This is a genomic window from Rhodococcus sp. AB351, from assembly GCF_049538275.1.
Classification (GTDB): domain Bacteria; phylum Actinomycetota; class Actinomycetes; order Mycobacteriales; family Mycobacteriaceae; genus Rhodococcus.
Genome location: NZ_JBMVFW010000004.1, coordinates 198,796 through 222,678 on the forward strand (window position 1 = coordinate 198,796; position 23,883 = coordinate 222,678).

Below are 23,883 nucleotides of genomic sequence, written 5' to 3' on the forward strand. Positions count from 1 at the left end.
GGATCAGCCGCGGACGACGGTCACCTGTCCCCCGCCGATGTTCGTCACGAAGACGTTGCCCGTCCCGTAGTCGACCGCCGTTCCCGGGACCGGTCGCTCGACCACGCTCCCTTCGGCGGTCGAGGCGGGTTCTGCGACGACGATGTCGGGCCCGAAGAGGTTTGTAACATAGATGTTTCCGCTGAACGGATCGGTGACGACCGCACCCGGCGGAGGCGGAGGCGGGGGCGGGAGCTCCGCCGGCGCGACGGCACGGTCGACGACGGTGACACCGCCCGTACCGACGTTCGTGACGAAGACGCCGTCGGTTCCCGCGTCGAGGATCAGCTCCGGCATCCCGGGGATCGGGGCCTGCGCTGGTGCCGCGACCGGCTCGGGCGTGACCTCCGTCCGGTGCACCGTGACCGCGCCGGTACCGACGTTGGTGACGGCGACGTTACCGAGCCCGCCGTCGACCCGCATCTCCACGAGCGCGGTGGACACCTCGGTGCGTCCCGGGACGCGTCCCTCGGGGTGCGTGACGGTCACGGCTCCGGGCCCCACGTTGGTGATGCACGCGTTGCCGGCTCCGCCCTGGAGTCCGAGCAGGCGGGGGCCGTCGAATCCGAAAACCGGTGGGACGGGCTCGGCGCCGTCGATCGTCACGAGCCCACCACCGTTGCGGATGCACGCGTCCGCAGGGTCCGCGGCCGCGGCGGGAGCCGCCGCGACGGCGGCCACGACGGCACCCGCACCCATCACGACCATCGCCAGTGCCCGTCTCGTAGCCGTCATGCGCAGAACCATAACGGGTGCGACGCCCGGCGACACGGAAATATCACAGCGCAGCGCGTCCGGCGGTTGCTGTTGAACCGCGGAACGATGACCAAGCACCCTGTATGTAAGGGTAGGCATGCTTTACTTCCGCACGTGATGAACTCAGTGCGCCACTGGCCGGACCGTTTCGGCGACCACGCCGTCGCCGCCTTCCGCATCGTCGTCGGTTTCCTGTTCTTGTGCCACGGCACCACGAGCCTGTGGGCGTGGCCGACGGAACCCTACGGCGGAGCCACCGCACAACTCGGCGCATGGCCCGGCTGGTGGGGCGCGATCATCCAGGTCGTGTGCGGCACCGCCCTGATCCTCGGTCTCGGTACCCGGCTCGCGGCCTTCCTCGGCTCCGGATCGATGGCGTACGCCTACTTCTGGGGCCATCAGGCCGACGGCGCACTGCCCATCCAGAACGACGGTGAATCCGCCGCGCTGTTCTGCTGGGCGATGTTCGTCCTGATCTTCGTCGGCTCCGGATCGTGGGCCGTCGACCGCCTCCTCGCGCGGCGGCGCGAGGTGGCCACACCCGAACCGGCGCCGGCCACCGCATCCGACACCGATCCCGCGTCACTCGTCGACGCCTGACCTCACCCACGAACACCGCTGGGCCGCACACCTTCCGGTGTGCGGCCCAGCGGTCGTACCTCGTTCAGCGCTGCGACGCTGGAGCGCTCAACTCTCCGGCGCCACTCGGACGCCGGCAGATTCCGCGCTCAGCGCTGCGGCATCGTGGTGGTCGCGATCGGCGCCGGCAGTGCCGTCTCACCCTCGAGGAAGCGGTCCACCGCAGCGGCGCACGCGCGACCCTCGGCGATCGCCCAGACGATGAGCGACTGTCCGCGACCCATGTCGCCGGCGACGAAGACACCGTCGACGTTGGTGGCCCACTCCGACGAGCGGGCGACGTTGCCGCGCTGGTCGAAGTCGACACCGAGATCGGTGAGCAGACCGGGCTTCTCGGCACCGGTGAAGCCCATGGCGAGCAGCACCAGATCGGCCTCGAGTTCGAAGTCGCTGCCTTCGACCTTCTCGAAGCGACCGTCGACCATCTGTACCTCGTGTGCCTTGAGCGCGGCGACCTTGCCGTCCTTACCGACGAATTCCTCGGTGTTGACGGAGAAGACGCGCTCGCCGCCCTCCTCGTGCGCCGACGAGACGCGGTACATGAGGGGGTAGGTCGGCCACGGGGTGGACTCGGCGCGCTGCTCCGGCGGCCGCGGCATGATCTCGAACTGGTGGACGCTCGCCGCACCCTGACGGTGCGAGGTGCCCAGGCAGTCTGCGCCGGTGTCGCCACCGCCGATGATGACGACCTTCTTACCCTCGGCCGTGATGGTCGGGGCCGGCAGGTCGCCGAGCTGCACGCGGTTGGCGATCGGCAGGAATTCCATCGCCTGGTGGATGCCCTCGAGCTCGCGTCCGGGGATCTGCAGGTCTCGGGCGACGGTCGCGCCACCGGCGAGCACCACGGCGTCGAACTGCTCGCGCAGCTCGTCGGCGGTGATGTCGACACCCACGTTCACGCCCGGCTTGAAGACGGTGCCCTCGGCCTCCATCTGCGCGAGACGGCGGTCGATGAAGCGCTTCTCCATCTTGAACTCGGGGATGCCGTATCGGAGCAGACCACCGATGCGGTCGGCCCGCTCGAACACCGTCACGGAGTGACCGGCACGCGTGAGCTGCTGTGCCGCAGCGAGACCCGCAGGGCCGGAGCCGACGACCGCGACCTTGCGGCCGGTGAGCTTCGACGGCGGGACCGGCTTGACGCGGCCGTCGTCGAAGGCCTTCTCGATCAGCTCGACCTCGACCTGCTTGATGGTCACCGGGTCCTGGTTGATGCCGAGCACGCACGACGCCTCGCAGGGCGCCGGGCAGAGCCGGCCGGTGAACTCGGGGAAGTTGTTCGTGGCGTGGAGACGCTCGATCCCGTCCTCCCACTTGCCCTTGTAGGCGAGGTCGTTCCACTCGGGGATGAGATTCCCGAGCGGGCAACCGTTGTGGCAGAAGGGGATACCGCAATCCATGCAACGGCTGGCCTGGGTCTGGAGGGTGTCGAGCGGGAACGGCTCGTAGACCTCCTTCCAGTCGAGGAGTCGCAGCGGGACGGGCCGGCGGACCGGGGTCTCGCGGGAACCGTGCTTGAGGAAACCGGTGGGATCAGCCACGAGCAGCCTCCATGATCGCCTCGTCCACGTTCGCACCACGGATGGTGGCGTCCTTGATAGCCATGAGTACCTTCTTGTAATCGCGAGGCATGACCTTCGCGAAGTGGCTGACCTGTTGTGACCAGTCGGCCAGGATGCGGGCTGCGACCTCGGAGCCCGTTTCGTCACGATGCCGTTCGACGGCGCCCTTGAGCCACGCGAAGTCCTCGCCCTCGAGATCCTCGAGGTCGACGAGCTCGGTGTTCAGGTTGTTCTCGAAGTCCTTGTCCGGGTTGTACACGAACGCGACGCCACCGGACATGCCCGCACCGAAGTTGCGGCCGGTCTTGCCGAGGATGACGACCTTGCCACCCGTCATGTACTCGCAGCCGTGGTCGCCGACGCCTTCGACGACGGCCGTGGCTCCGGAGTTGCGGACCGCGAAGCGTTCACCCGCGATGCCGCGGATGAGGGCCTCGCCGCCGGTGGCACCGAACAGGATGACGTTGCCGGCGATGATGTTGTCCTCGGGTACGAAGCCCTCGGCCGCATTGTGCGGCGGGCGCACGATGATGCGACCACCCGACAGGCCCTTGCCGACGAAGTCGTTCGCGTCGCCATGGAGCCGCATCGTGATGCCGCGCGGGACGAACGCACCGAAGCTGTTGCCGGCCGAACCCGTGAAGGTGATGTCGATCGTGTTGTCCGGCAACCCTTCCGCACCGTACTTCTTGGTGAGCTCGTGGCCGAGCATCGTGCCGACGGTGCGGTTGACGTTGGTGATCGGGGTGTCGAACGAGACCGGCGTGCCCGACTCGAGAGCGGGCTGCGCCTTCGCGATCAGCTCGTTGTCGAGTGCCTTGTCGAGAGCGTGGTACTGCTCCTTGGTGCAGTGCATGTCCTGCTCCCCGTAGATCGGGGAGGTGACCTTCTCGAGCAGCGGCGACAGGTCGAGCTTCGACGCGCGGTAGTGCTCGACGGCCTTGCGGGTGTCGAGGACGTCCACCTGGCCGATGGCCTCGTCGAGGCTGCGGAAACCGAGCTCGGCGAGGTACTCGCGCACCTCTTCGGCGATGTACAGCATGAAGTTCTCGACGAACTCCGGCTTGCCGGTGAACCGCTTGCGCAGCACCGGGTTCTGCGTCGCGACACCCACGGGGCAGGTGTCGAGGTGGCACACGCGCATCATGATGCAGCCCGAGACCACGAGCGGCGCGGTCGCGAAACCGTACTCCTCGGCACCGAGGAGAGCGGCGACGACGACGTCGCGGCCGGTCTTCATCTGACCGTCGACCTGCACGACGATGCGGTCGCGCAGACCGTTGAGCATCAGCGTCTGCTGGGTCTCGGCGAGACCGATCTCCCAGGGAGCACCCGCGTGCTTGAGGGAGGTCAGCGGCGACGCACCGGTACCACCGTCGTGACCCGAGATGAGCACGACGTCGGCGTGTGCCTTCGACACACCCGCGGCGACCGTGCCGACACCGAGCTCGGAGACCAGCTTCACGTGGATGCGGGCCTTCGGGTTGGCGTTCTTCAGGTCGTGGATCAGCTGCGCGAGATCCTCGATCGAGTAGATGTCGTGGTGCGGCGGCGGCGAGATCAGGCCGACGCCCGGCGTCGAACCACGGACCTCGGCGACCCACGGGTACACCTTGTGCGGCGGCAGCTGGCCGCCCTCACCGGGCTTCGCGCCCTGCGCCATCTTGATCTGGATGTCGGTGCAGTTGCTCAGGTAGTGCGCGGTCACACCGAAGCGACCCGAGGCGACCTGCTTGATCGCCGAGCGCCGCCAGTCGCCGTTCTCGTCCGGGGTGAAACGGCTCGGGTGCTCGCCGCCCTCACCGGAGTTCGAGCGGCCACCGAGACGGTTCATCGCGATCGCGAGGGTCTCGTGCGCCTCGGCCGAGATGGAGCCGTAGCTCATCGCGCCGGTCGAGAAGCGCTTGACGATCTCGCTCGCCGGCTCGACCTCGTCGATCGGCACCGGTTGACGCACGCCCTTCTTGAACTCGAACAGACCGCGCAGCGACGCGAGTCGCTCCGACTGGTCGTCGACGAGCTTCGTGTACTCCTTGAAGATCGAGTACTGGCCGGTGCGGGTCGCGTGCTGGAGCTTGAACACCGTGTCCGGGTTGAACAGGTGGTACTCGCCCTCGCGACGCCACTGGTACTCGCCGCCCACCTCGAGTTCGCGGTGCGCGCGCTCGGACTGGCGGTCGAGGAAGGCCGTGCGGTGACGGGCCGCGACGTCCGCGGCGATCTCGTCGAGACCGACGCCGCCGAGCTGCGACTGCAGACCGGTGAAGTACTCGTCGACGAGTTCCTGCGACAGGCCGATGACCTGGAACAGCTGCGCACCGGTGTAGGAGGCGAGCGTGGAGATGCCCATCTTGGACATCACCTTGAGCACGCCCTTCGAGGCCGCCTTGATGTAGTTGGCGATGGCCTTGTCGAGGGTCATGCCCTCGGGCAGGTCGCCGTTCTGCAGCAGCTCGTCGATGCTCTCGAACGCCATGTACGGGTTGACCACGGCCGCACCGAAACCGCACAGGGCGGCGATGTGGTGGACCTCGCGGGCGTCGCCGGCCTCGACGAGCAGACCGACCTTGGTGCGGGTCTTCTCGCGGACGAGGTGGTGGTGCACGGCGGAGGTGAGCAGCAGCGACGGGATCGGCGCCAGCTTCTCGTCGGACTCGCGGTCGGACAGCACGATCAGGCGTGCGCCCTTCTCGATGGCCTGCGAGACCTGCTCGCGGATCGAGGCGAGCGCGCGACGCAGACCCTCACCGCCCTCCGCGACCGGGTACAGGCCGCGGATGATGACGCTGTTGAAGCCGGGGAACTGCTTCTCGTCGTTGACGTGGATGAGCTTCTGCAGGTCGTCGTTGTCGATGACCGGCGCACCGATGAGGATCTGCCGGCACGACGCCTCGGTCGGGTTCAGCAGGTCGCCCTCGGGGCCGAGCATGCCGCCCATGCTGGTGACGATCTCCTCGCGGATCGCGTCGAGCGGCGGGTTGGTGACCTGGGCGAACAGCTGCGAGAAGAAGTCGAAGAGCTGACGCGGACGCGACGACAGCACGGCGATCGGCGTGTCGGTGCCCATCGAGCCGAGTGCCTCGGCACCGGAGGCCGCCATCGGCTTGACGAGGAGGTCGACCTCTTCGCGGGTGTAGCCGAAGACCTGCTGCCGCAGCACGACACGCTCGTGCGACATGTAGGTGTACTTGCTCTCCGGCAGGTCCTCGAGACGGGTGACGCCGTTGGCGACCCATTCCTCGTAGGGATGCTCGGCGGCGAGCTCGCGCTTGATCTCCTCGTCCTCGACGATGCGGCCCTTGGCCGTGTCGACGAGGAACATGCGGCCCGGCTGCAGGCGGCGCTTGCTGACGATCTTCTCGGTGGGGATGTCGAGCACACCCACCTCGGAGGCCATGACGACGAGGCCGTCGTCGGTGACCCAGGCACGCGAGGGGCGCAGGCCGTTGCGGTCGAGCACGGCGCCGATGACGGTGCCGTCGGTGAAGCACACCGAGGCCGGTCCGTCCCACGGCTCCATGAGGGCCGCGTGGTACTCGTAGAACGCGCGACGGGCCGGATCCATCGAGTCGTGGCGCTCCCACGCCTCGGGGATCATCATGAGCACGGCGTGCGGCAGGCTGCGGCCACCGAGGTGCAGCAGTTCGAGCACCTCGTCGAAACGCGCGGTGTCGGACGCGCCCGGCGTGCAGACCGGGAAGATCTTCTCGAGCTTGTCGCGACCGCCGAAGACCTCGGTGTCGATGAGTGCCTCACGGGCGCGCATCCAGTTGGCGTTGCCCGTGACGGTGTTGATCTCGCCGTTGTGCGCCACGCGGCGGAAGGGATGCGCGAGCGGCCACGACGGGAACGTGTTGGTGGAGAACCGCGAGTGCACGAGGCCGAGGGCCGAGACGACGCGCTCGTCCTGCAGGTCGCGGTAGAAGCCCTTCATCTGGGGCGTGGTGAGCATGCCCTTGTAGACGAACGTCGACGCCGACAGGCTGGGGAAGTAGACGGTCTCGCTGCCGGGACCGTCCTCGCCCGCGCCGTGGTGGCCGAGCTCGTGCTCGGTGCGCTTGCGCACGACGTACGCGCGGCGCTCGAGCTCGAGGCCGGTGAGCGCGCGGGCGCCGGAGGCGACGAAGATCTGCCGGAAGGTGGGCATGGCGTCCTTGGCCATGGAACCCAGCTCGGACTCGTCGATCGGCACCTCGCGCCAGCCGAGGACCTCGAGGCCCTCTTCGGCGACGATGCGGTCGACCTCGGCGGCCGCGGCGTCGGCCTTGGCGGTGTCCTTGGGCAGGAACGCGATACCGGTCGCGTATGCGCCTTCGGCGGGAAGATCGAAGTCGACGACCTCACGGAAGTAGGCGTCGGGGACCTGGATCAGGATGCCGGCGCCGTCGCCGGTGTTCTGTTCCGCTCCCGCTGCACCGCGGTGTTCGAGATTCACCAGGGCGGTGATCGCCTTTTCCACGATGTCGCGACTGCGACGACCGTGCATGTCGACGACGAACGCGACGCCACAGGAGTCGTGCTCGTTCGCCGGGTGGTAGAGCCCTCGAGGCCCGGGGAGATGAGTCATACCTAGCCTTCGTTGATGCGATAGCACCGACGACCAGCAGCGCTGATGGCCATCTACTGCCGTAGACGGGTATCGGCCGGGTGCCCGATACCTTCGACATCGCCAGTATCCGCTCATCCGCGACGGTGCGGGTGCCTTTTTCGGCAGCACGAGCGTGGACCCGGCGACCGGTGGGACGTCGTGGTCCCACCGTCTTCGAAATGAACGATATGCCAGGTGGCAGGGGGTAATGCAAGCAAGCCTGCCCTATTCTCCCGCCCACCTGCGGAAACGCAGCCGTAACGCACCGGAATCGCGGGCGTCACCCGGCTGTGGGTAGCAACATGTGCACCATTCGGGACACGCCGTCGCGCGGGTCCGGTCCGTCGTCGTGCGAGGTGCAGCGATGCAGGATCAGTCCGTCCAGGTAGTCGATGAGAACCCGCGCGGCGGTGGCGGAATCGTCGACGCCGAGGCCCGCGAGCACGGTTCCGATCCATCCGCGCAGTTCGCTGCGGCGGGTCTCGACCCCGGCACGCAGTTCCGGCGTCGCCATCGCCTCGACGAACATCGCAAAGCGTGCGCGGGTTCGCACGAGGTCGTCCCCCGTCACGAACATCACATATCCGTGCATCAGGTCTTCGAGCTCACGCGCGTCGCCCGGCAACGCGGCGCCGATCGCGGCGAGCTGGATCCGGTCCTGCTCGAGGAGCCTGTCGAGCACCCCTTCTACGAGGGCCTGGCGGGTACGGAAGTAGTTGGACGTGGAGCCGGCGGGCACACCCGCGATGACATCGACGCGGCGGTGGGTGAGGGCGCGCAATCCTTCGGTCCCCACGAGTTCGATTGCGGCGTCGAGGACGGTGGCGCGTTTGTCGGTCACGAGAGGCATTCTACGAGGATCACTACAGGGGTAGTGACTGTCCACTACATACGTAGTACCGTCATGACATGACCGTGAAGCCAGGCAGTGCGGCGATCCTCGGCGGCGGAATCGGAGGGCTCACCGCCGCAAACACCCTCCTCCGCCACGGATGGCACATCGACGTGTTCGAACGATCTCCGGAGCCTCCGCGCACCGGCACCGCGCTCGGGATGTGGCCTCCTGCCCTGGCCGCACTCGAAGTTGCCGGCGTCGGCGGACGGGTGGAACAACTCGGCGTGACACAGCGCTCCGCGACGCTCAGACGCTGGGACGGTGTGGTGCTCGCCCACGTCGGGGACCTTCGTCGGGCACCGGTCATGGTTTCCCGGCCCGCCCTCCTCGACATCCTGCTGTCCGGCCTCCCCGACCACATCGTGAAGTTCGACGCCCCCGCGCCACCGCTCACGGCCCTCGCCGGATACGACGTGATGATCGGCGCGGACGGAATCGGCAGTGCGGTACGTGACGAGGTGTTCGGTCCGGCCTACCGGCCCGTGCACACCGGGTACGGAGCGTGGCGCGGCTGGGTCGGCGGCGCCACCACGAACCATGGAGAAACCTGGGGTCCCGGCGCGCTCTTCGGAATCACCGACCGCGACGGCGACCTCACCAACTGGTTCGCCGCCGTCCGCACCACCGAAGGCACCGGCGGCACCCTCGACGACCTGTACGGCCGCTTCCACGACTGGCACCCCGGCGTACGCGACATCCTCGGCCGCCTCGACCCCGACGACGTCATGTACCACGACCTGTACGAATCCCCCCGCCTCCCGTCGTACGTCCGCGGCAACACCGCACTGATCGGCGACGCGGCGCATGCGATGGCACCGAATCTCGGCCGCGGCGCATGCGAAGCAATCGTCGACGCCACGACACTCGCGACGCTGTTGTCCGAGCATCCGGTACCGATCGCTCTGCAGCGCTATGACCGTGCCCGTCGACGCCGCACCCAGCTCCTCGTGCCCGCGTCACGGGCGGTCGCCAGGATCGCGACCGCGTCCCGGCTGACATCTCTCCGCGACTCCTCCATCACAGCATTCGGCCGCATCGCCTGAAACGTTCCGAAAATCACCCGGTCGAGGGAACCGATCGTCACGCTGCTGCGTCCAACCCTGATGGAACGTCTGCCGGACAGGAGTTGGTGAGCTGATGTCAGCGCTGAAGGTCGACCCGGACTCGTTGAAGAGCCTGGCCCATGCCCTGGAGGGAGAAGCCGAGACCATCTACGCTTTGGAACCGTCCGCGGCGCTCGGGTCGGTAGCGGGCGCGATGCCATCCTCAGCGGTCGGTGGGGTCGCCGGACGCGCGGGAGCACCACTCGACACCGCCTACCGCGCTATGGCCAACTGCCTGCGACGCATGGCCGAGGCCACCGAAGCGGCCGCACGGAACTACGAGGTGGCCGAGGAGGAATTCGGCCGCCAACTCGCGGCCGTCGGATCCGACTTCGAAGGAACGGCCCCGTAGATGTTGTCTCCTTCCGCGATCCGCTCGCTCGATCCGGCTGCGCTCACCACGGCTGCCGACGCGGTCGAGTCCGCAAACAACACATTCCGGGAGTCGACCCACCGCGTCGACCGGAATGTGGATGCCACGTTCGGTGGATGGGACGGTGAAGGCGGGGCAGCCGCCGCGGCACGTGCGTGGAGTGATCGGGTGGCCGGCCAAGGCATCAGCCGCGCTGTCAGCGAGCAGGTCGACGCCCTCCGCGACGCTGCGAACACGCTCATTCCCGCCCGCGCCACCGTCGTCGGAATCGTCGACAATGCGGTTGCAGCCGGCTTCACCGTCCACGACGACGCGCGGGTCGAGGCACCCCGAACCCACACGGGCGACGCGCAGACCGACCTCGTCGTGCAAGCGGGTCTCGACGACACCGCCATGAACTTCGAGGTCCAACTGAAATCGGCGGTGCGCACATTCGACAAACTGGATCGAGACGCCGCCGCCCGACTCGAGCAGGTCAGCATCCGACTCTCCACGTTCGGCGGGGAATTCCGTTCCCAGAACACACATTCCATCGATGCTCCGGACGGTGCTGCCGACGCTGCGCTCCTAGCATCCGGGGCTGCACGCGATACCGATCTCGAACGCATCGGACGCACCCTGTCGCTACCGTCGGGTGCGAGCATCGAGTACCTCGACGCCTTCTACAACAGCCTCGACGAGGACGAACTGGCGAACCTGCACGAGACGTACAAGACATGGGAAGCCGAAGGCAACCCCGACGCGGCGCGCTGGGCCGACGGTCTCGGCAACGGTCTGCTCATCCTGTCGAATCCCGAATACGGCGGGTCGTGGGAGTCGGTGCCGCAGGACATCCGAGACACCATTCGATACGGCTACGAACCCGACCCGAACGCCGAGCACCCCGGTGAACCACTGGACCGGCTGGATCGACTCGGCGCGATACTCGGCGAGGCCAACCCTCAGTATCGACCCGGAACCGAGATGGGCATCGAGATGAGCCGGGTCGCCGGATATATGGCGGGCATCCCCACCTACGCCGATCCCCACATCATTCCCACCCCCGACCCTTCCTATTACGACCACACGGCAAGCACATTCCTCGACATCGCCACCCGGAACACCGACACGTCGTATCACCTGCTCACCGGCACCGACGTCGACGGCAGCCCTGCGGACTTCAGTAGGGACGAGGTGCTCGTTCCGCTGCTCACCCGCGAATGGGCCGACGACGGAGCAACTCTGGCCGGCCTTACGGATTGGATCGCTGCCGACGCGTTGCCCGCCGACCCGGGTGACCCCGTCGCAGTAATCCGAGCCGAACGTGCGGGCGAGGCAGCATTCGGTTTGGCCGAGGTGTTGTCTGCGCCGGAATCGGAGTGGAACTCCGACAACAACTTCAACCGTTTCCTCCATATGCCGGGTGCCTTCCGGGAGGAAACCGACCTGACCATAGGTGAAGTCAATCCTGTTGCTGTCCGTTCCTTCGCGACCGCCCTGTCACCGTTCGTCGGCGACATGGTCGGTTCCGTCGACGACGCCACCGCCACCAGCGGCTTCGGTGAACTCGGCCCCGTCCCGGCGACGCGCGTATTCACCCTCATGAACACCGACCCTGCGGCAGGTGCCCTTCTCAACGGTGCAGCAATCGCGCAGGCCACCGATTTCGACCGCCGGTTCGCTCTCGAACAACTCGACGGTGTGAACAAGTACAGCTACGGAACGTATTCGGGCCGGTTGCAAAGCCTCGTCGAGGTCGGTTTGAGCAGCACCTACGAGAACGAGAAGCTGGTCGAGCAGGCGGCGATCGACAACCGGAACCAGTCCAGAGCAGACGCGTATGCCGTGGCCCAAACCCTCGTCACCGGTGCGGTGACGGCGTTGCCGGGTGGCGTGGTCACGGGTCCGCTCGTGTACTCGACAGGGGTTCTGTTGCAATCCGAAATCGTCGATGCTGAAGGGCGATACGTGGGGCATCCGTCGGGGGTCGAGGGGTTCGATTCCGAAATGTATCTGACGGAGACGGGTGCTGAGAATACTCGGAGATACAACATGATCGGCGCGTTGGTCGATTCTGGCACAGTCGATCCGGCGAACCTCCCATTGGCATGGCACGAGAACGGCGTCCTCAAAGATCGCAACAACATCGGGGACGCTGCCTTGGCGAATATCGGGGATAACACGCTGGTCGAGTCAGGGATAGAACGGCATGCTATCGACGGCTATCTCCGTAGTTCCTTCTTGGGTCAGGGCGACCTCCGGAACATTGTCTACGCAGATCAAAGAGACGGTGAGGACAGTTTCCGCGACATTGTCGTGAACGATGTCGTTCCGCACGGAGGCGAACGCTGGAACTACGGTGCGTGATTTCGTGGCTGTATCTTCGTCGTCATCTTCACGAATACACGTTATCGAAAGGTCCGCAATGAATTATCCGCCGAGGCTATTCGTAGCGGTAATGAGTGCTCTTGCAATCGCTGCAACGGCATGTACAACCAACGAGATCACACCGGTCGAGACCAGCCGGCCTCCCGCCACGCCGACGATCTATCAGCCACCCGGACAGGTCCGAAACTCCACCTTCGTGTGGTCCGCAGAACCGGGAATCGACCTTGCGGATCAACGCGGCATCCTCACCCGAGCCGCGTACGAATCCATGATCATCGCCCACTACGGCGGACTCGATACCACCTATCCCGGGTTCGCCGGAGCACTCGTCCCTTCCTACGCACGCAAAGTCCCAACTGCGCTGGAAACGTCCCTCGTCGGAACATTTCGGGCGCACATCCTCCAGGTGCTCGATACGGCGGCTGGGTTCAAAGCAACCGTGTGCACCCAATGGTCGAAGGTGGGCATCAGGGTCCGAGACGGCGACTATCGCATCAACCAATTTTCCGGGCAGGAGGAATTTGTCGAGTTCACCCGTGACACCGAGGAACATCGGCTCGAAGGGCAACTCCACAGGCACGACCCGGAACCACCGACACCAAGCGATCAGTACCTGACTTCTCTCCCCACCACCGAGCACCAATGGTCCGCTCCTACGGAAGATCTGTTCACCGATACCGGACTCAGAATCGACTTCGGGGGCGACTTGGGCGAAACGATGTATCGATGCGAAGCATGGGGTCGCAGCATCGAACCCAGCTTGCCGCCCTACAGAAGTTCCGAAACCATCATCTCCCCCACCCCACCCGAAACCCTGCCCGCCTACCCGGGCTGGTGAGCACATGAACCGAATTATCTGCGCTGCAATAGCATTCCTTGTCGGATCATCCCTCCTTGCAAGCTGCACACCCGATCGAGCGCCGGCACCGGTTGCGCCCCAGACCATCATCACCGCCGAGTACGAACCACCCGGACAGGTCCGAAATACCACGTTCGTGTGGTCCGCAGAACCCGACGTCGACCTGTTCGATGAACGTGGCAGGTTGATTCGTGCAGCACAGGAATCGAAGATTATCGCCTACTACGCAGGAATCGATGTCACATACCCGGGCTTCGCCGAGGCGCTCGATCCACACTACGCAATCGGGATCAGTACAACACTGCAGACATCTCTCGCTGGCACCATCCGCGCACATATCCTCGAAATCAACGACATACACGAGGGATTCAAAGCGACCATCTGCAGTCAAGAATCGAATTTGGCCACACGAGTACGCGATGAGGACTATCGGATCAAGGTTTTCTCCGGCCGTGAAGAGTTTGTGGAATTCGGCCCGACAACCGAAGCGCACCGCCACGAAAAATGGATGCAACGGCACGAACCACCGCGCCCCGCGCCGGAAACACAATACTTGTCGGCGCTCCCCACCTCTGAGCATCGATGGTCTGCCCCAACGGAAGATCTGTTCACCGGAACGGGACTGACAGTCACCTTCGGCTCCGACCTCGGCGAGACGATGCATCGCTGCGAGGAGTGGGGTCGCAGTATCGAACCCGATGTGCCGGACAGAGGGTCCGAGCTCATCATCTCCCCCACCCCACCCGAAACTCTCCCCGCCTACCCGGGCTGGTGAGAAAGGAACCGTGTTGACGTATCCAGAAGAACTCTCTGTCACCGTCAGGCGTGTGCAGGACACGATCGAACGGATAGTAGGCAACGGATCGGTCCACGACATCCGTATCAGCGTCACCCCGACCGGCCGCATCGTCGCCCTCGAGATCCCGCCCGAGGCGTACAACTGGTCGCCGGACGTGCTCGCGACTCGCATTACCGCCGCCCACGACCTCGCATCCGCGGACGCCGACGAGCAGGCCCGCTACGCGCGCGTCGAGTTGGCCGACGACCCGCGTATCCGGCGCATCGTCTCTGGGATCGGGCAGCGCTGACCTCGAGGTGAACGGCCCGTAAATAACAACTGGCCGCAGCGATAAGAATCAGCTGCGGCCAGAGGTAACGAAAGAATAACTTGGGGCACCCGAAACCGTAAGCCCGTCTCAGGTGAGGTCTGTCACAAAGTGTCTCGTTCCCACACCCGGTGGGTACCGAGCAGATCGAGCACCTGCGTAACCGCCGTCTGGGGATCGTCCGCGACGACGACACCCGGTGCCGCCAGACCCTCGAGTGCCGCAGCTCCCGGACCCCACGCCGCCAGCGTTTTCTGGTGGCGGAACGTCTCGTCCACGAGGATCTGCACCCTCTTATCTGCGGGTGCAGCGGCCAGAATGACCGCGTCGAACTCGATCGAGCGGGCCGTGAGGAAGGTGCGCGAGATCGGCACGACTCCCCCGAGCATCCCACCGTGCGGGGCGACGACCAGCGGGACGCAGTCGGCCGCGTCCACGGCCTGCACGGCCGCGAGCACCTGGTCGACGTCGGTGGTGTCGTCGGCGACGATGCCGATCAATCGGCCCTGCACGGGCCACGTCTTGCCGACCTGCGCCAGCGCGGGGCTCTGCGGGAGATCGGAGACCTCGACGGTCGGCTTCGGAGCGGGCAGACCGAGACCGGCGGCCACCTTCTCGCACAGCCCGGTGTCGATGTTCGCCAGGATCTGCAGCTGCCGTTCCTTGATGGACTGCTCGTAGCACTTGCCCAGCTCGAAGGTGTAGGCGTAGGCCACGTGGTCCTGCTCGATCTCCGACAGGCTGAGGTAGAACTGGCGGACCTGCGTGTAGTGGTCGTCGAACGACCGGGAGACCTCACGCTCCTTCTTCGCCGCCGGCACCTCCACCGGCAGGTCGACGAAGGCACCCTCGGTGACGCCGGCCATGAACGGGCATCCCGCGTCGAGCGAGTTCGGCTTGTACGGAGCGACACCCGTGTGGACGGCGTGCTGGTGGAAGCCGTCACGGAACATGTCGTTGACGGGTGCGTGCGGACGGTTGATCGGGATCTGCCCGAAGTTCGGTCCGCCGAGTCGCGTCAGCTGGGTGTCGAGGTAGGAGAACAGACGGCCCTGCAGCAGCGGATCGTCGGTGACGTCGATGCCCGGAACGAGATGGCCCGGGTGGAAGGCGACCTGCTCGGTCTCGGCGAAGAAGTTGGTGGGGTTGGCGTTGAGGACCATCGTGCCGATGATCTGCACGGGAGCCAGTTCCTCGGGGACGATCTTGGTGGGATCGAGCAGGTCGATGCCCTCGAAGGTCTGCTCCGGGGTGTCCGGGAAGACCTGCACACCCAGATCCCACTCGGGGTAGGCACCGGCCTCGATCGCGTCGGCGAGGTCGCGGCGGTGGAAGTCGGGGTCGAAGCCGTTGATGAGCTGGGCTTCCTCCCACACCAGCGAATGCACGCCGAGGCGCGGCTTCCAGTGGAACTTCACCAGCGCGGTGTCGCCCTCGGCATTGACCACGCGGAAGGTGTGGACGCCGAAGCCCTCCATCATGCGGTAGGAGCGCGGGATGCCGCGATCGGACATGTTCCACATCGTGTGGGCCGTGGCCTCGGTGTGGAGCGAGACGAAGTCCCAGAAGGTGTCGTGGGCGCTCTGCGCCTGCGGGATCTCACGATCCGGGTGCGGCTTGCCCGCGTGGATGATGTCGGGGAACTTGATGGCGTCCTGGATGAAGAACACCGGGATGTTGTTGCCGACGAGGTCGAAAGTGCCTTCCTCGGTGTAGAACTTCGTCGCGAAACCGCGGGTGTCGCGCACCGTGTCGGCCGAGCCTCGGGAGCCGAGCACCGTCGAGAACCGCACGAACACCGGTGTCTCCACGTCCTTTTGGAGGAACTGGGCACGTGTGATCGAGCTCGCGGCGCCCGTCGCGCGGAAGACACCGTGGGCGCCGGCGCCGCGGGCGTGCACCACGCGTTCCGGGATGCGTTCGTGGTCGAAGTGGGTGATCTTCTCACGGAAGTGGTGATCCTGCAACAGGATCGGTCCGCGTCGACCGGCCTTGAGGGAGTGGTCGGTGTCCGTCAGCCGCGCACCCTGAGCCGTAGTCAGGTACTCCCCCTGCTGGGCACGACCGCGCGGCAGATCCGCGGGAGTACCGGTGGCCGTCCTGACCTCGGGCTCGGCCTGATCCGGCTTGGGCTCGGGCGGAGTCGTGGGCGTCGTGGGTTCCTCCACGGGCGGCACGGTGGACGAGGGAACACCGGGGATCTTCGGGGTGTCGGCGGGCATGGGAACTCCGATTCGTGGCTGTCGTCTGTCGAGTGGATATCCGGGGCTGGACACGTCTTTCCCCCGACTACCCGGGACGACGTAGATCAAACTCGGTCAGCGAATTCCGTCCCACAGCGTCCGCAGATCGGCCTCGTGGTCGTCGACGGTCGCACACGTGTCACCGAAGAGCATCTCGGTGCGTTCGTCCCCGTAGGGCGGCCATCCCGGTGAACCCGTGGTCGCGAAGTCCACCCACGCCCGGTGCATCCGCGTCGCCAGCTCCTGCGGAGGTGCGGATCCCGCGAGCGCCGCGGCCTGAGGGAGATGGAGATTGTCGAACACGAAACCGATGTCGAGCGCGTGGGTCGCGCCGAGCCGACCGTCGAACAGCGGCGACTTCCAATCGAACCGGTAGACATGGGTTTCGGCGTCGTGCACGGTACGCGCCTCGGCGACGCGGAGCACCGGGATGCGGTACATCCAGTCGCGCACGATGTGCATGGCCGTATCGCCGGGACGAGCATCGGGCCGAGCGCGACGGTAGGCGTCGAACGCCTCCGGATCGGTGAGTCCGTAGGCGGCGACGAGTCCGCGCGCAGCGGCCTCGTCGAGCAGTCCGTCGACCCCGAAGGGCACGAAGAACAACGTCATCTCGTCGTCGTTGTGGCCGATGAGCACATCGACGTCGGATCCCGCGCCCTTCCCCACGAGATCGATCGGCCGGCCCGGGAGCACGGTCCCGTCCACGCACGGTTCGAAGGCCATCGAATCGGTGGCGATCTCACCCCAGGTCGCCGGGTCGCGCTCACCGCGGCTCCGGGCCGTGAGACGTTCCTGCGCGTCGACGAGCACCTTCGGATCGATCCCGGCGAACGCCGCGCGGGTCGGGGCGACGCCGAGCATGTCGCCCAGCGCACCGGCGACCGTCCGCGCGGTGCCGGCCGACATCACCGAATGTCCGGCGCCGCTCTGGGCGATCGCGCGACGGAACAGCCCGCGCGCGGCGGGCATCGCCAGCAGCGAGACCACACTCATCGCCCCTGCGGATTCACCGGCGATCGTCACGCGGTCCGGATCGCCGCCGAAGGCCGCGATGTTGTCGCGGACCCATTCGAGCGCGGCGACCTGATCGAGGAGACCGCGGTTCGCCGGCGCGTCGTCGAGGAGCGCGAATCCCTCTGCGCCGAGCCGGTAGTTGATGCTGACGAAGACGACACCGTCGCGCGCGAAGTTCGCACCGTCGTACAGCGCCACCGCGCTGCTGCCGTGCACGAACGCGCCACCGTGGATCCACACGATCACGGGCAGCGAGCCCGAGAGATCGGGACTCCACACGTTGAGGCCGAGGACGTCCTCGCCCGGGATCGACGGTTCGTGCAGGAGCCGGTCGATCGGCGGGGCGTACGGCGCCTTCGGGGCGGTGGGACCGAACTCGGTCGCGGGACGCACGCCGTCCCATCGGGGAACAGGTGCGGGCGCCGCGAATCTCATCTCACCGAAAGGTGCGGCGGCGTACGGGACGCCCTTGAAGACGGCGGTGCCGCCGACGGTCGTACCGCGTACTCGGCCGCCGGTGGTGTCGACGACGGGTTCCATCCACGCTCCTCCTTCACCGGTTCCGGCGTCAGCATGGCACGGAAGACGTTCGCTCGAACCCGATTCGCGGCACGAGAACGGTCCGGCGGGTTGTCGTCACCCACCGGACCGTCGGGTCGTCACTGCGTCGTTCGGGTCAGAAGTCCTCGTCGATGCAGGCGAGCCGGTCGCCGGCCTGCCCGGCCTCACCCGGTGCGGTCATGGTGTGCTGAGCGTGGAGCACCACCGAGTTGGCCTCGCCGTCGCGGAACTCCCAGTCGACGGTCGTGGACGCCTCGGCATTGCCCTGCGCGTCGGTGGTGATGTCGAGCCAGATCTCGTTCTGCGGATTGGCGTAGGCGGGATCGGTGGACGGCGAGTCGGGGCTCGCCGCCGGGTCGACCTGGTTCTGGTAGTGCGGTCCCGAATCGGACGGGTTCGGCCCGCACGGCTGCGTGTGGACGTGCGCCCCGAAGTCCCGATCGGGTTGCAGACCCATCACCCTGAGAGTGACGGTGGTCCGGCCGTCCTCCTCCTCGGATTCGACGTCGAAGGTCGCGCCGACCGGCACGGCCGCTTCGTCGTAGGTGAAGGCGTTGTCGTCGTCGCCTCCCTCGTTCGGGAGACCGAAGGCGTCGCCGCTCATCCCGGGCAGCGGCGTGGGCATGGAGTCGGTGGTGGTGGTCGTGAGCGAAGTGGGTGGGGTCTCGACGGTGGTCTCGGTGTCGGTGGACGAGTCGTCGCTGCTGCACCCGGCGGCCACGAGCGTGGCGACGGAGAAGCCCGCGACGAGACATGCGTGGCGTGTGTTCATGACTTCGACATACCCCGAGGGGGCCGTCGGCGAACCTGGTCGCAGGGAACGTGCCCGCGCCGGGGGCGCGCAGGTCCTGCCCGGTGCTACGTCCCGGCCTCGCCGTCCTCGGCCTTCTGTGCCTCGACGATCGCGGCGAGATCCTCCGCGACCTTCTTCTCCACGGCGCTCCTGCTCACGCCGGCCGTCGAGAGCACACCGTCGCCGTTCTCGAGTTCGAGGAGCGCGAGGAGGATGTGTTCGGTGCCGATGTAGTTGTGCCCGAGGCGCAGGGCTTCGCGGAAGGTCAGTTCGAGGGCCTTGCGGGCGCCCGCGTCGTACGGGATGAGTTCGGGGACGTCGCTCGACGGTTCGGGGAGCGTCGCCACCGCGGCGGAACGCAGCGCCGCGAAGTCGACATCCTGGGCCGCGAGTGCGCGCGCGGCGAGCGACTCGGTGTCGACGAGCAGACCGAGGATCAGATGGACGGGCGTGATCTCGGGGCTACCCGTGGCACGCGCTTCGTTCATCGACGCCATCACGGTGTTCTGCGCGCGCGGTGTGAATCGCGAGAACCCCTGCTCGGGGTCGAGGTCGTTGTCGCTCTTCGACACGAACCGTTTCTGCGCGGCCTGCTTGGACACGCCCATGCTCTGGCCGATCTCGGACCACGACCTGCCGGACCGTCGGGCCTGGTCGACGAAGTGCCCGATCAGGTGATCGGCGACCTCACCGAGGTGCTCGGCCGCGATGGCGGCATCGGAGAGCTGTTGGAGTGGATCGTCGTGGACCTTCTTGATCGCATCGATGAGGTCGTCGAGCCGGATGGGATGGGAAGGACGAATGGGTTCCATGCGTCAACTCTAAGTTGACGCGTGGCTTCCGTCAACCTTGGGTTGACGATCAGGTTTGCGCGGTCGTCGTAGCAGAGAGCGTGACCTCGATGCGCGTGCCCTCGCCTCCCACCGCGAGCACGTCACCGAAGCCCTCCACCAGCGACTCGACGAGGACGGGCAGGTCGGGGACGGCGGCGGAGTCGGCGTTGATTCCGATGCAGCAGTGGCTCGTGTGCGACATCAGCGTGATGTTGACGGCCGAGCCGACGGTGGGAGCGAACGGGTAGTACCTCAGCACCTCCGCCCCGGCCATGTACAGCGGGATCGGGGAACCCGGGACGTTCGACGCGAGAAAGTCGATGTGCTCGAGGATCCCACCCAGCACACCGGCCGGGAGCACGTTCAGCACACCCGCGATTGCGGACGAGAGCGGCACGGCCGGTTCGTCCCGCCACGACCGGACGATCCGGCCCACCCGGTGCATCGACGCGACCGGATCGGCGACATCGAGGGGAAGAGCGAACCGCGCCAGGGTGATCCGGTTTCCTCCGATCGCGTCACTCTCGCGCCGGAGACTGATCGGCAGCGTCGTCCTCAGTTCGGCGACCTGCGCGCCGTGCCGGGAATGGTAGTGCCTCAGCCCCAACAGGATTCCGGCCAGGAAGGCGTCGTTGAGCGAGGAGTCCGCTGCCCGTCCGGCCTGCCGCAGAGCGTCGAGCGGCAGATCGAGGGCCGCGACCTCCCGAACGGTGCTGCGGCCGACCATCACCGGGGATAGCGTCGCGAACACCGGTTGCACGAACCGGGCCGTCGAGCGGGCCGTGTCCACCACGCTGCGCAGCGCTGCGACCGGATTCGTCACCGACCTCAGACCGGAACGCACGAGCCACGGCACACCCCTCCCCACCATCTCGCCGGCCGTCGAGAGGTACCAACCCACGGAATCGGCGAGATTCGATGCCGGAGCCGAGGTCGGCGGATCCTCGGGCAGTGGCCCGCGGTCGGTACCGTCGCGCTCGAAGTCGACCATCTCGTTCGCGATCTGGATGCCACCGATGCCGTCGGTGAGCGAGTGGTGCACCTTGAGAACGATCGCGGCGCGACCGTCGTCGAGGCCGTCGACGATCGTCGCCTCCCAGAGGGGACGGTCCTTGTCGAAGGCCGACATCGCCGCGGCGCGCACGAGCGGGAGCACGGCGTCCAATCCCCCGGGATGCGGGAGCGCGATGCGCCGCAGATGCCAGGACAGCTCGAAGTCGGGGTCGTCCACCCATCGCGGTGGGGTCCGCCCGAACGGGGATTCGACGAGCTTGCGGCGGAAGCTCGGCACCGCACGTGTTCCGCGCTCCATCATCCGGACGAAGCGCTCCTGGTCGGGTGACCGGTCGAGCAGAGCCACCGCGACGATCGTGGACCGCAGGACGGGGTCCTTCTCCATCCGCCAGGACATCAGATCCGGCTGCGACATGTGCCGACCGTCCGCACCCACGCGCACCACCTCCCCGGCCTCCGGTCTCCCTCGCACGGTAACCGCCGCGATGTGCGGATACCGGCGATATCGGCCCGCGAACAGCGCCGATTGGCCGGATCGAGGACCTTTCGCTCACGCTGACGCAAACCCTGGTTCCCCGCCGACGGATCGCACAGGATCGGTGACGACTTCGACGCCGTCGAAGAGCGCTCCCCATCGCCAGAACCGTGAGGAAGTCCATGCCCCGTCTACGTCGTGCCGGATCGACGGCCATCATCGCGCTCCTTCTGACCGCGGTCGCGGCATGTAGCTCCGGTTCCTCGGGCGACGGCCTCGCTTCCGACAGCGCGCTGCCCACGGAGATCCCGGCGGGCACCAAGCTCGTCATCGCCGACCAGGGTGAGCGGCAGCTGTCCCTCCTCACCGGCTCCGGACAGCTCGACGCGCTGCCGTTCGAGCACGAGTTCGCGACCTTCCAGGGCGCGCCCGCGATCCTCGAGGCGTTCCGCGCCGACGCGGTCGACGTCGCATGGGCCGGCGAGATCATGACCGTCCAGTCGCTGGTCGCCGGTGACGACGTGCAGGTCGTCGCGGCCATGCAGACGAACAACGGCCTCAACATGGGCATCGCTTCGAACGCTTCGGACATCGAGACGCTCGCGGACCTGAAGGGCAAGCGCATCGGCTACGCCGAGGGCACCTCGCAGCAGGCCTTCGTGCTCCGTGGCCTCGACAAGGCCGGCCTGTCGGTCGACGACGTCGAGCTCGTGTCGATGTCGCTGCCGGACTTCCCGGACGCACTGCGCTCCAACCAGATCGACGCTGCCCCGATGAGCGAACCGGTCTTCTCCCGCTACATGCAGACCCCGGGCGCGACGTCGCTGCCGCGCCCCGAGATCGAGGACCTCAGCGAAGGCATCTCGTACCTCTACTCGAGCAAGAAGGCCCTGTCCGACCCGGCGACCGCCGCAGCGGTCCGCGCCTACGTCACCGCGTACATCACGTCCGTCGACTGGGCCAACAACAACCGCGACGCGTACATCGACACCTACTTCGTGAAGAGCCAGGGCCTGACGGCCGAGGACGGCGAGCGCATCCTCGACACCTCCGGGATCACCACCTTCCCGCACCTCGACGAGGAGCTCATCGCGACCCAGCAGCACACCATCGACGTGATCGATGCCGCCGGTGAACTGCCCAAGCCCGTCGACGCCGCCGACGCCTTCGACCTGCGCTTCGACGAGGTCGTCACCGAAGCGGTCGCCGAGACCGGCGCCTCCCACACCCGCAGCTGACCTTCCGAGGGGAAATCCGACATGACGAACCGCCAGCTCAACCTCAACGCCTTCATCTACCCGACCGGCCACCACGAGGCCTCGTGGCGCCACTCCGGCAGCGTGCCCGAGCGTCTCTACGACGTCACCTACTTCCAGGAGCTCGCCCGCCTCGCGGAGAGCGCGAAGCTCGACGCGGTCTTCTTCGCGGACGGTCCGGCCCTGCGCACCGAGGTGAAGTACCGTCCGGACTACGGCCTCGAACCGATCACCACGCTGGTCGCGATGGCCACGGTCACCACGCATCTCGGGCTGATCGCCACCGCGTCGACCACCTATTACGAGCCCTACAACCTCGCCCGGTTGTTCTCCTCGCTCGACCACATCTCCGGTGGCCGCGCCGCCTGGAACATCGTCACCACCGCGACCGACGCCGCAGCGGCGAACTTCGGGTACACCGAACACCCCGACGTGCACGAGCGGTACGCCCGGGCACGCGAATTCGTCGACGCCGCGATCAAGCTGTGGGATTCGTGGGAGGACGACGCACTCGTCCTCGACAAGGCCGCCGGCGTCTACGCCGACCCGGACAAGATCCACCGCATCGACGTCGAGGGTGACTACGTCAAGGTGCGCGGCCCGTTCGGTTCGGCCCGCTCCCCGCAGGGACGACCGGTGCTCGTGCAGGCCGGCTCCTCCAACGACGGGCGCGATTTCGCGTCGACCTACGCCGAGGCGATCTTCACCGCGCACCAGCGCATCGAGGACGCCCAGGCCTTCTACACCGACATCAAGACCCGCGCAGCGGCATTCGGGCGCAACCCCGATCACGTGAAGATCCTTCCCGGCCTGAGCCCGTTCATCGGTGCGACCGAGGCCGAGGCGAAGGAACTGCAGCGCGAGTTCAACGAGCTGACCATCGTCGAATACGGCCTCGGGCAGCTCCAGAAGATGGGCCGCATCGACGTGTCCCGACTCGAGCTGGACGAGAAGGTGCCGGTCGAGTTGTTCGCCGGCGCAGGCGACATCACCGACAACAACAACAGCCGCCGCCTGGTCTTCGCGAAGATCGTCGAGCGCGAACAGCCGACCCTGCGTCAGCTGCTGCACAAGCTCGCCGGCGCACGCGGCCACAACGTCGTCGCGGGCACGCCGGTGCAGATCGCCGACATCATCGAGGAGTGGTTCACCAACGGTGCCGCGGACGGCTTCAACATCATGCCGCCGCAGTACCCGCAGGGCCTCGAGGCGTTCGCTTCCCAGGTGGTGCCGATCCTGCAGGAGCGCGGCCTGTTCCGGACCGAGTACACCGGCACCACGCTGCGCGACCACTACGGCCTGCCGCGTCCGGAGAGCCAGTACGCACACGAACTCGCTCCGGCCGGCGCCACCGGCGACTTCGCACTGTCCGGCGTCTGATCGAACCGACGAAAGGACTGGAGC

Annotated in this window: 18 protein-coding genes; 9 read left to right on the plus strand and 9 right to left on the minus strand. The window is 66.9% G+C overall.

Features of this window, described 5'->3' with window-relative positions; translation table 11 throughout:
• Positions 1 to 3: 3 nt before the first annotated feature.
• Entirely contained in the window at positions 4 to 774 is a 771-nt protein-coding gene (locus ACPCXD_RS11460) for a hypothetical protein (protein ID WP_423659608.1), read from the minus strand.
• Between the two features lie 138 nt (positions 775 to 912).
• Between ACPCXD_RS11460 and ACPCXD_RS11465 the strand changes: the two genes are divergently transcribed.
• A complete protein-coding gene (locus ACPCXD_RS11465) occupies positions 913 to 1,395 on the plus strand; it encodes a DoxX family protein (RefSeq protein ID WP_088896872.1) in 483 nt (160 codons plus the stop codon).
• Between the two features lie 128 nt (positions 1,396 to 1,523).
• Here ACPCXD_RS11465 and ACPCXD_RS11470 read toward each other — a convergent pair whose 3' ends face one another.
• From ACPCXD_RS11470 to ACPCXD_RS11480, 3 genes are all read right to left on the minus strand, one after another.
• Positions 1,524 to 2,975 carry a glutamate synthase subunit beta gene (locus tag ACPCXD_RS11470; protein ID WP_423659610.1) on the minus strand — a complete coding sequence of 484 codons (1,452 nt, stop codon included), beginning with the start codon at positions 2,973 to 2,975 and terminating at the stop codon, positions 1,524 to 1,526.
• On the minus strand, positions 2,968 to 7,563 hold the full coding sequence (gene gltB, locus ACPCXD_RS11475) for a glutamate synthase large subunit (protein WP_423659612.1): 4,596 nt from the start codon (positions 7,561 to 7,563) through the stop codon (positions 2,968 to 2,970). The genes ACPCXD_RS11470 and gltB overlap by 8 nt, the downstream gene beginning before the upstream one ends.
• Before the next feature lie 301 nt (positions 7,564 to 7,864).
• On the minus strand, positions 7,865 to 8,434 hold the full coding sequence (locus ACPCXD_RS11480) for a TetR/AcrR family transcriptional regulator (protein ID WP_423659614.1): 570 nt from the start codon (positions 8,432 to 8,434) through the stop codon (positions 7,865 to 7,867).
• 59 nt (positions 8,435 to 8,493) lie between these two features.
• On the opposite strand from ACPCXD_RS11480, the gene ACPCXD_RS11485 reads away from it, so the two are divergent.
• From ACPCXD_RS11485 to ACPCXD_RS11510, 6 genes are all read left to right on the plus strand, one after another.
• Positions 8,494 to 9,522 carry an FAD-dependent monooxygenase gene (locus tag ACPCXD_RS11485; protein ID WP_423659616.1) on the plus strand — a complete coding sequence of 343 codons (1,029 nt, stop codon included), beginning with the start codon at positions 8,494 to 8,496 and terminating at the stop codon, positions 9,520 to 9,522.
• 94 nt (positions 9,523 to 9,616) lie between these two features.
• Positions 9,617 to 9,934, plus strand: a complete 318-nt coding sequence (locus tag ACPCXD_RS11490; RefSeq protein ID WP_258912804.1) for a type VII secretion target — start codon at positions 9,617 to 9,619, stop codon at positions 9,932 to 9,934.
• Positions 9,935 to 12,301 carry a TPR repeat domain-containing protein gene (locus ACPCXD_RS11495; RefSeq protein WP_423659618.1) on the plus strand — a complete coding sequence of 789 codons (2,367 nt, stop codon included), beginning with the start codon at positions 9,935 to 9,937 and terminating at the stop codon, positions 12,299 to 12,301.
• A gap of 91 nt (positions 12,302 to 12,392) precedes the next feature.
• Complete coding sequence (locus ACPCXD_RS11500) at positions 12,393 to 13,160, plus strand: hypothetical protein (protein WP_423659620.1); 768 nt, start codon at positions 12,393 to 12,395, stop codon at positions 13,158 to 13,160.
• Positions 13,161 to 13,164: 4 nt separating this feature from the next.
• Complete coding sequence (locus tag ACPCXD_RS11505) at positions 13,165 to 13,956, plus strand: hypothetical protein (protein ID WP_230826330.1); 792 nt, start codon at positions 13,165 to 13,167, stop codon at positions 13,954 to 13,956.
• Positions 13,957 to 14,008: 52 nt separating this feature from the next.
• Positions 14,009 to 14,269, plus strand: coding sequence for a YbaB/EbfC family nucleoid-associated protein (locus ACPCXD_RS11510; protein WP_248689271.1), 261 nt, complete (start codon positions 14,009 to 14,011; stop codon positions 14,267 to 14,269).
• Between the two features lie 122 nt (positions 14,270 to 14,391).
• Here ACPCXD_RS11510 and ACPCXD_RS11515 read toward each other — a convergent pair whose 3' ends face one another.
• The 5 genes from ACPCXD_RS11515 to ACPCXD_RS11535 all read right to left on the minus strand — a co-directional run bounded on the left by ACPCXD_RS11515 (position 14,392) and on the right by ACPCXD_RS11535 (position 21,163).
• Positions 14,392 to 16,509 carry a catalase gene (locus tag ACPCXD_RS11515; RefSeq protein ID WP_423659622.1) on the minus strand — a complete coding sequence of 706 codons (2,118 nt, stop codon included), beginning with the start codon at positions 16,507 to 16,509 and terminating at the stop codon, positions 14,392 to 14,394.
• A gap of 96 nt (positions 16,510 to 16,605) precedes the next feature.
• A complete protein-coding gene (locus ACPCXD_RS11520; protein ID WP_423659624.1) occupies positions 16,606 to 18,087 on the minus strand; it encodes a carboxylesterase/lipase family protein in 1,482 nt (493 codons plus the stop codon).
• Between the two features lie 136 nt (positions 18,088 to 18,223).
• A complete protein-coding gene (locus tag ACPCXD_RS11525; protein WP_016691136.1) occupies positions 18,224 to 18,880 on the minus strand; it encodes a superoxide dismutase family protein in 657 nt (218 codons plus the stop codon).
• An 86-nt stretch (positions 18,881 to 18,966) separates the two neighbouring features.
• Positions 18,967 to 19,713 carry a Clp protease N-terminal domain-containing protein gene (locus ACPCXD_RS11530; protein ID WP_423659627.1) on the minus strand — a complete coding sequence of 249 codons (747 nt, stop codon included), beginning with the start codon at positions 19,711 to 19,713 and terminating at the stop codon, positions 18,967 to 18,969.
• Between the two features lie 49 nt (positions 19,714 to 19,762).
• Positions 19,763 to 21,163 carry a wax ester/triacylglycerol synthase domain-containing protein gene (locus ACPCXD_RS11535; RefSeq protein WP_423659770.1) on the minus strand — a complete coding sequence of 467 codons (1,401 nt, stop codon included), beginning with the start codon at positions 21,161 to 21,163 and terminating at the stop codon, positions 19,763 to 19,765.
• A gap of 242 nt (positions 21,164 to 21,405) precedes the next feature.
• On the opposite strand from ACPCXD_RS11535, the gene ACPCXD_RS11540 reads away from it, so the two are divergent.
• The gene (locus ACPCXD_RS11540; RefSeq protein WP_423659629.1) at positions 21,406 to 22,461 is read left to right on the plus strand and encodes an ABC transporter substrate-binding protein; all 1,056 of its coding nucleotides are present in this window, start codon (positions 21,406 to 21,408) and stop codon (positions 22,459 to 22,461) included.
• Between the two features lie 21 nt (positions 22,462 to 22,482).
• Positions 22,483 to 23,859, plus strand: coding sequence for an LLM class flavin-dependent oxidoreductase (locus ACPCXD_RS11545; RefSeq protein WP_423659630.1), 1,377 nt, complete (start codon positions 22,483 to 22,485; stop codon positions 23,857 to 23,859).
• The last annotated feature ends 24 nt before the right edge of the window (positions 23,860 to 23,883 follow it).

Excerpts from the sequence above, each read along its gene's own strand:
- ACPCXD_RS11460 (WP_423659608.1), bottom strand. The coding sequence starts at position 774 with ATGACGGCTACGAGACGGGCACTGGCGATGGTCGTGATGGGTGCGGGT.
- ACPCXD_RS11465 (WP_088896872.1), top strand. The coding sequence starts at position 913 with ATGAACTCAGTGCGCCACTGGCCGGACCGTTTCGGCGACCACGCCGTC.
- gltB (WP_423659612.1), bottom strand. The coding sequence starts at position 7,563 with ATGACTCATCTCCCCGGGCCTCGAGGGCTCTACCACCCGGCGAACGAG.
- ACPCXD_RS11480 (WP_423659614.1), bottom strand. The coding sequence starts at position 8,434 with ATGCCTCTCGTGACCGACAAACGCGCCACCGTCCTCGACGCCGCAATC.
- ACPCXD_RS11485 (WP_423659616.1), top strand. The coding sequence starts at position 8,494 with ATGACCGTGAAGCCAGGCAGTGCGGCGATCCTCGGCGGCGGAATCGGA.
- ACPCXD_RS11490 (WP_258912804.1), top strand. The coding sequence starts at position 9,617 with ATGTCAGCGCTGAAGGTCGACCCGGACTCGTTGAAGAGCCTGGCCCAT.
- ACPCXD_RS11495 (WP_423659618.1), top strand. The coding sequence starts at position 9,935 with ATGTTGTCTCCTTCCGCGATCCGCTCGCTCGATCCGGCTGCGCTCACC.
- ACPCXD_RS11500 (WP_423659620.1), top strand. The coding sequence starts at position 12,393 with ATGAGTGCTCTTGCAATCGCTGCAACGGCATGTACAACCAACGAGATC.
- ACPCXD_RS11505 (WP_230826330.1), top strand. The coding sequence starts at position 13,165 with ATGAACCGAATTATCTGCGCTGCAATAGCATTCCTTGTCGGATCATCC.
- ACPCXD_RS11515 (WP_423659622.1), bottom strand. The coding sequence starts at position 16,509 with ATGCCCGCCGACACCCCGAAGATCCCCGGTGTTCCCTCGTCCACCGTG.
- ACPCXD_RS11520 (WP_423659624.1), bottom strand. The coding sequence starts at position 18,087 with ATGGAACCCGTCGTCGACACCACCGGCGGCCGAGTACGCGGTACGACC.
- ACPCXD_RS11525 (WP_016691136.1), bottom strand. The coding sequence starts at position 18,880 with ATGAACACACGCCACGCATGTCTCGTCGCGGGCTTCTCCGTCGCCACG.
- ACPCXD_RS11530 (WP_423659627.1), bottom strand. The coding sequence starts at position 19,713 with ATGGAACCCATTCGTCCTTCCCATCCCATCCGGCTCGACGACCTCATC.
- ACPCXD_RS11535 (WP_423659770.1), bottom strand. The coding sequence starts at position 21,163 with ATGTCGCAGCCGGATCTGATGTCCTGGCGGATGGAGAAGGACCCCGTC.
- ACPCXD_RS11540 (WP_423659629.1), top strand. The coding sequence starts at position 21,406 with ATGCCCCGTCTACGTCGTGCCGGATCGACGGCCATCATCGCGCTCCTT.
- ACPCXD_RS11545 (WP_423659630.1), top strand. The coding sequence starts at position 22,483 with ATGACGAACCGCCAGCTCAACCTCAACGCCTTCATCTACCCGACCGGC.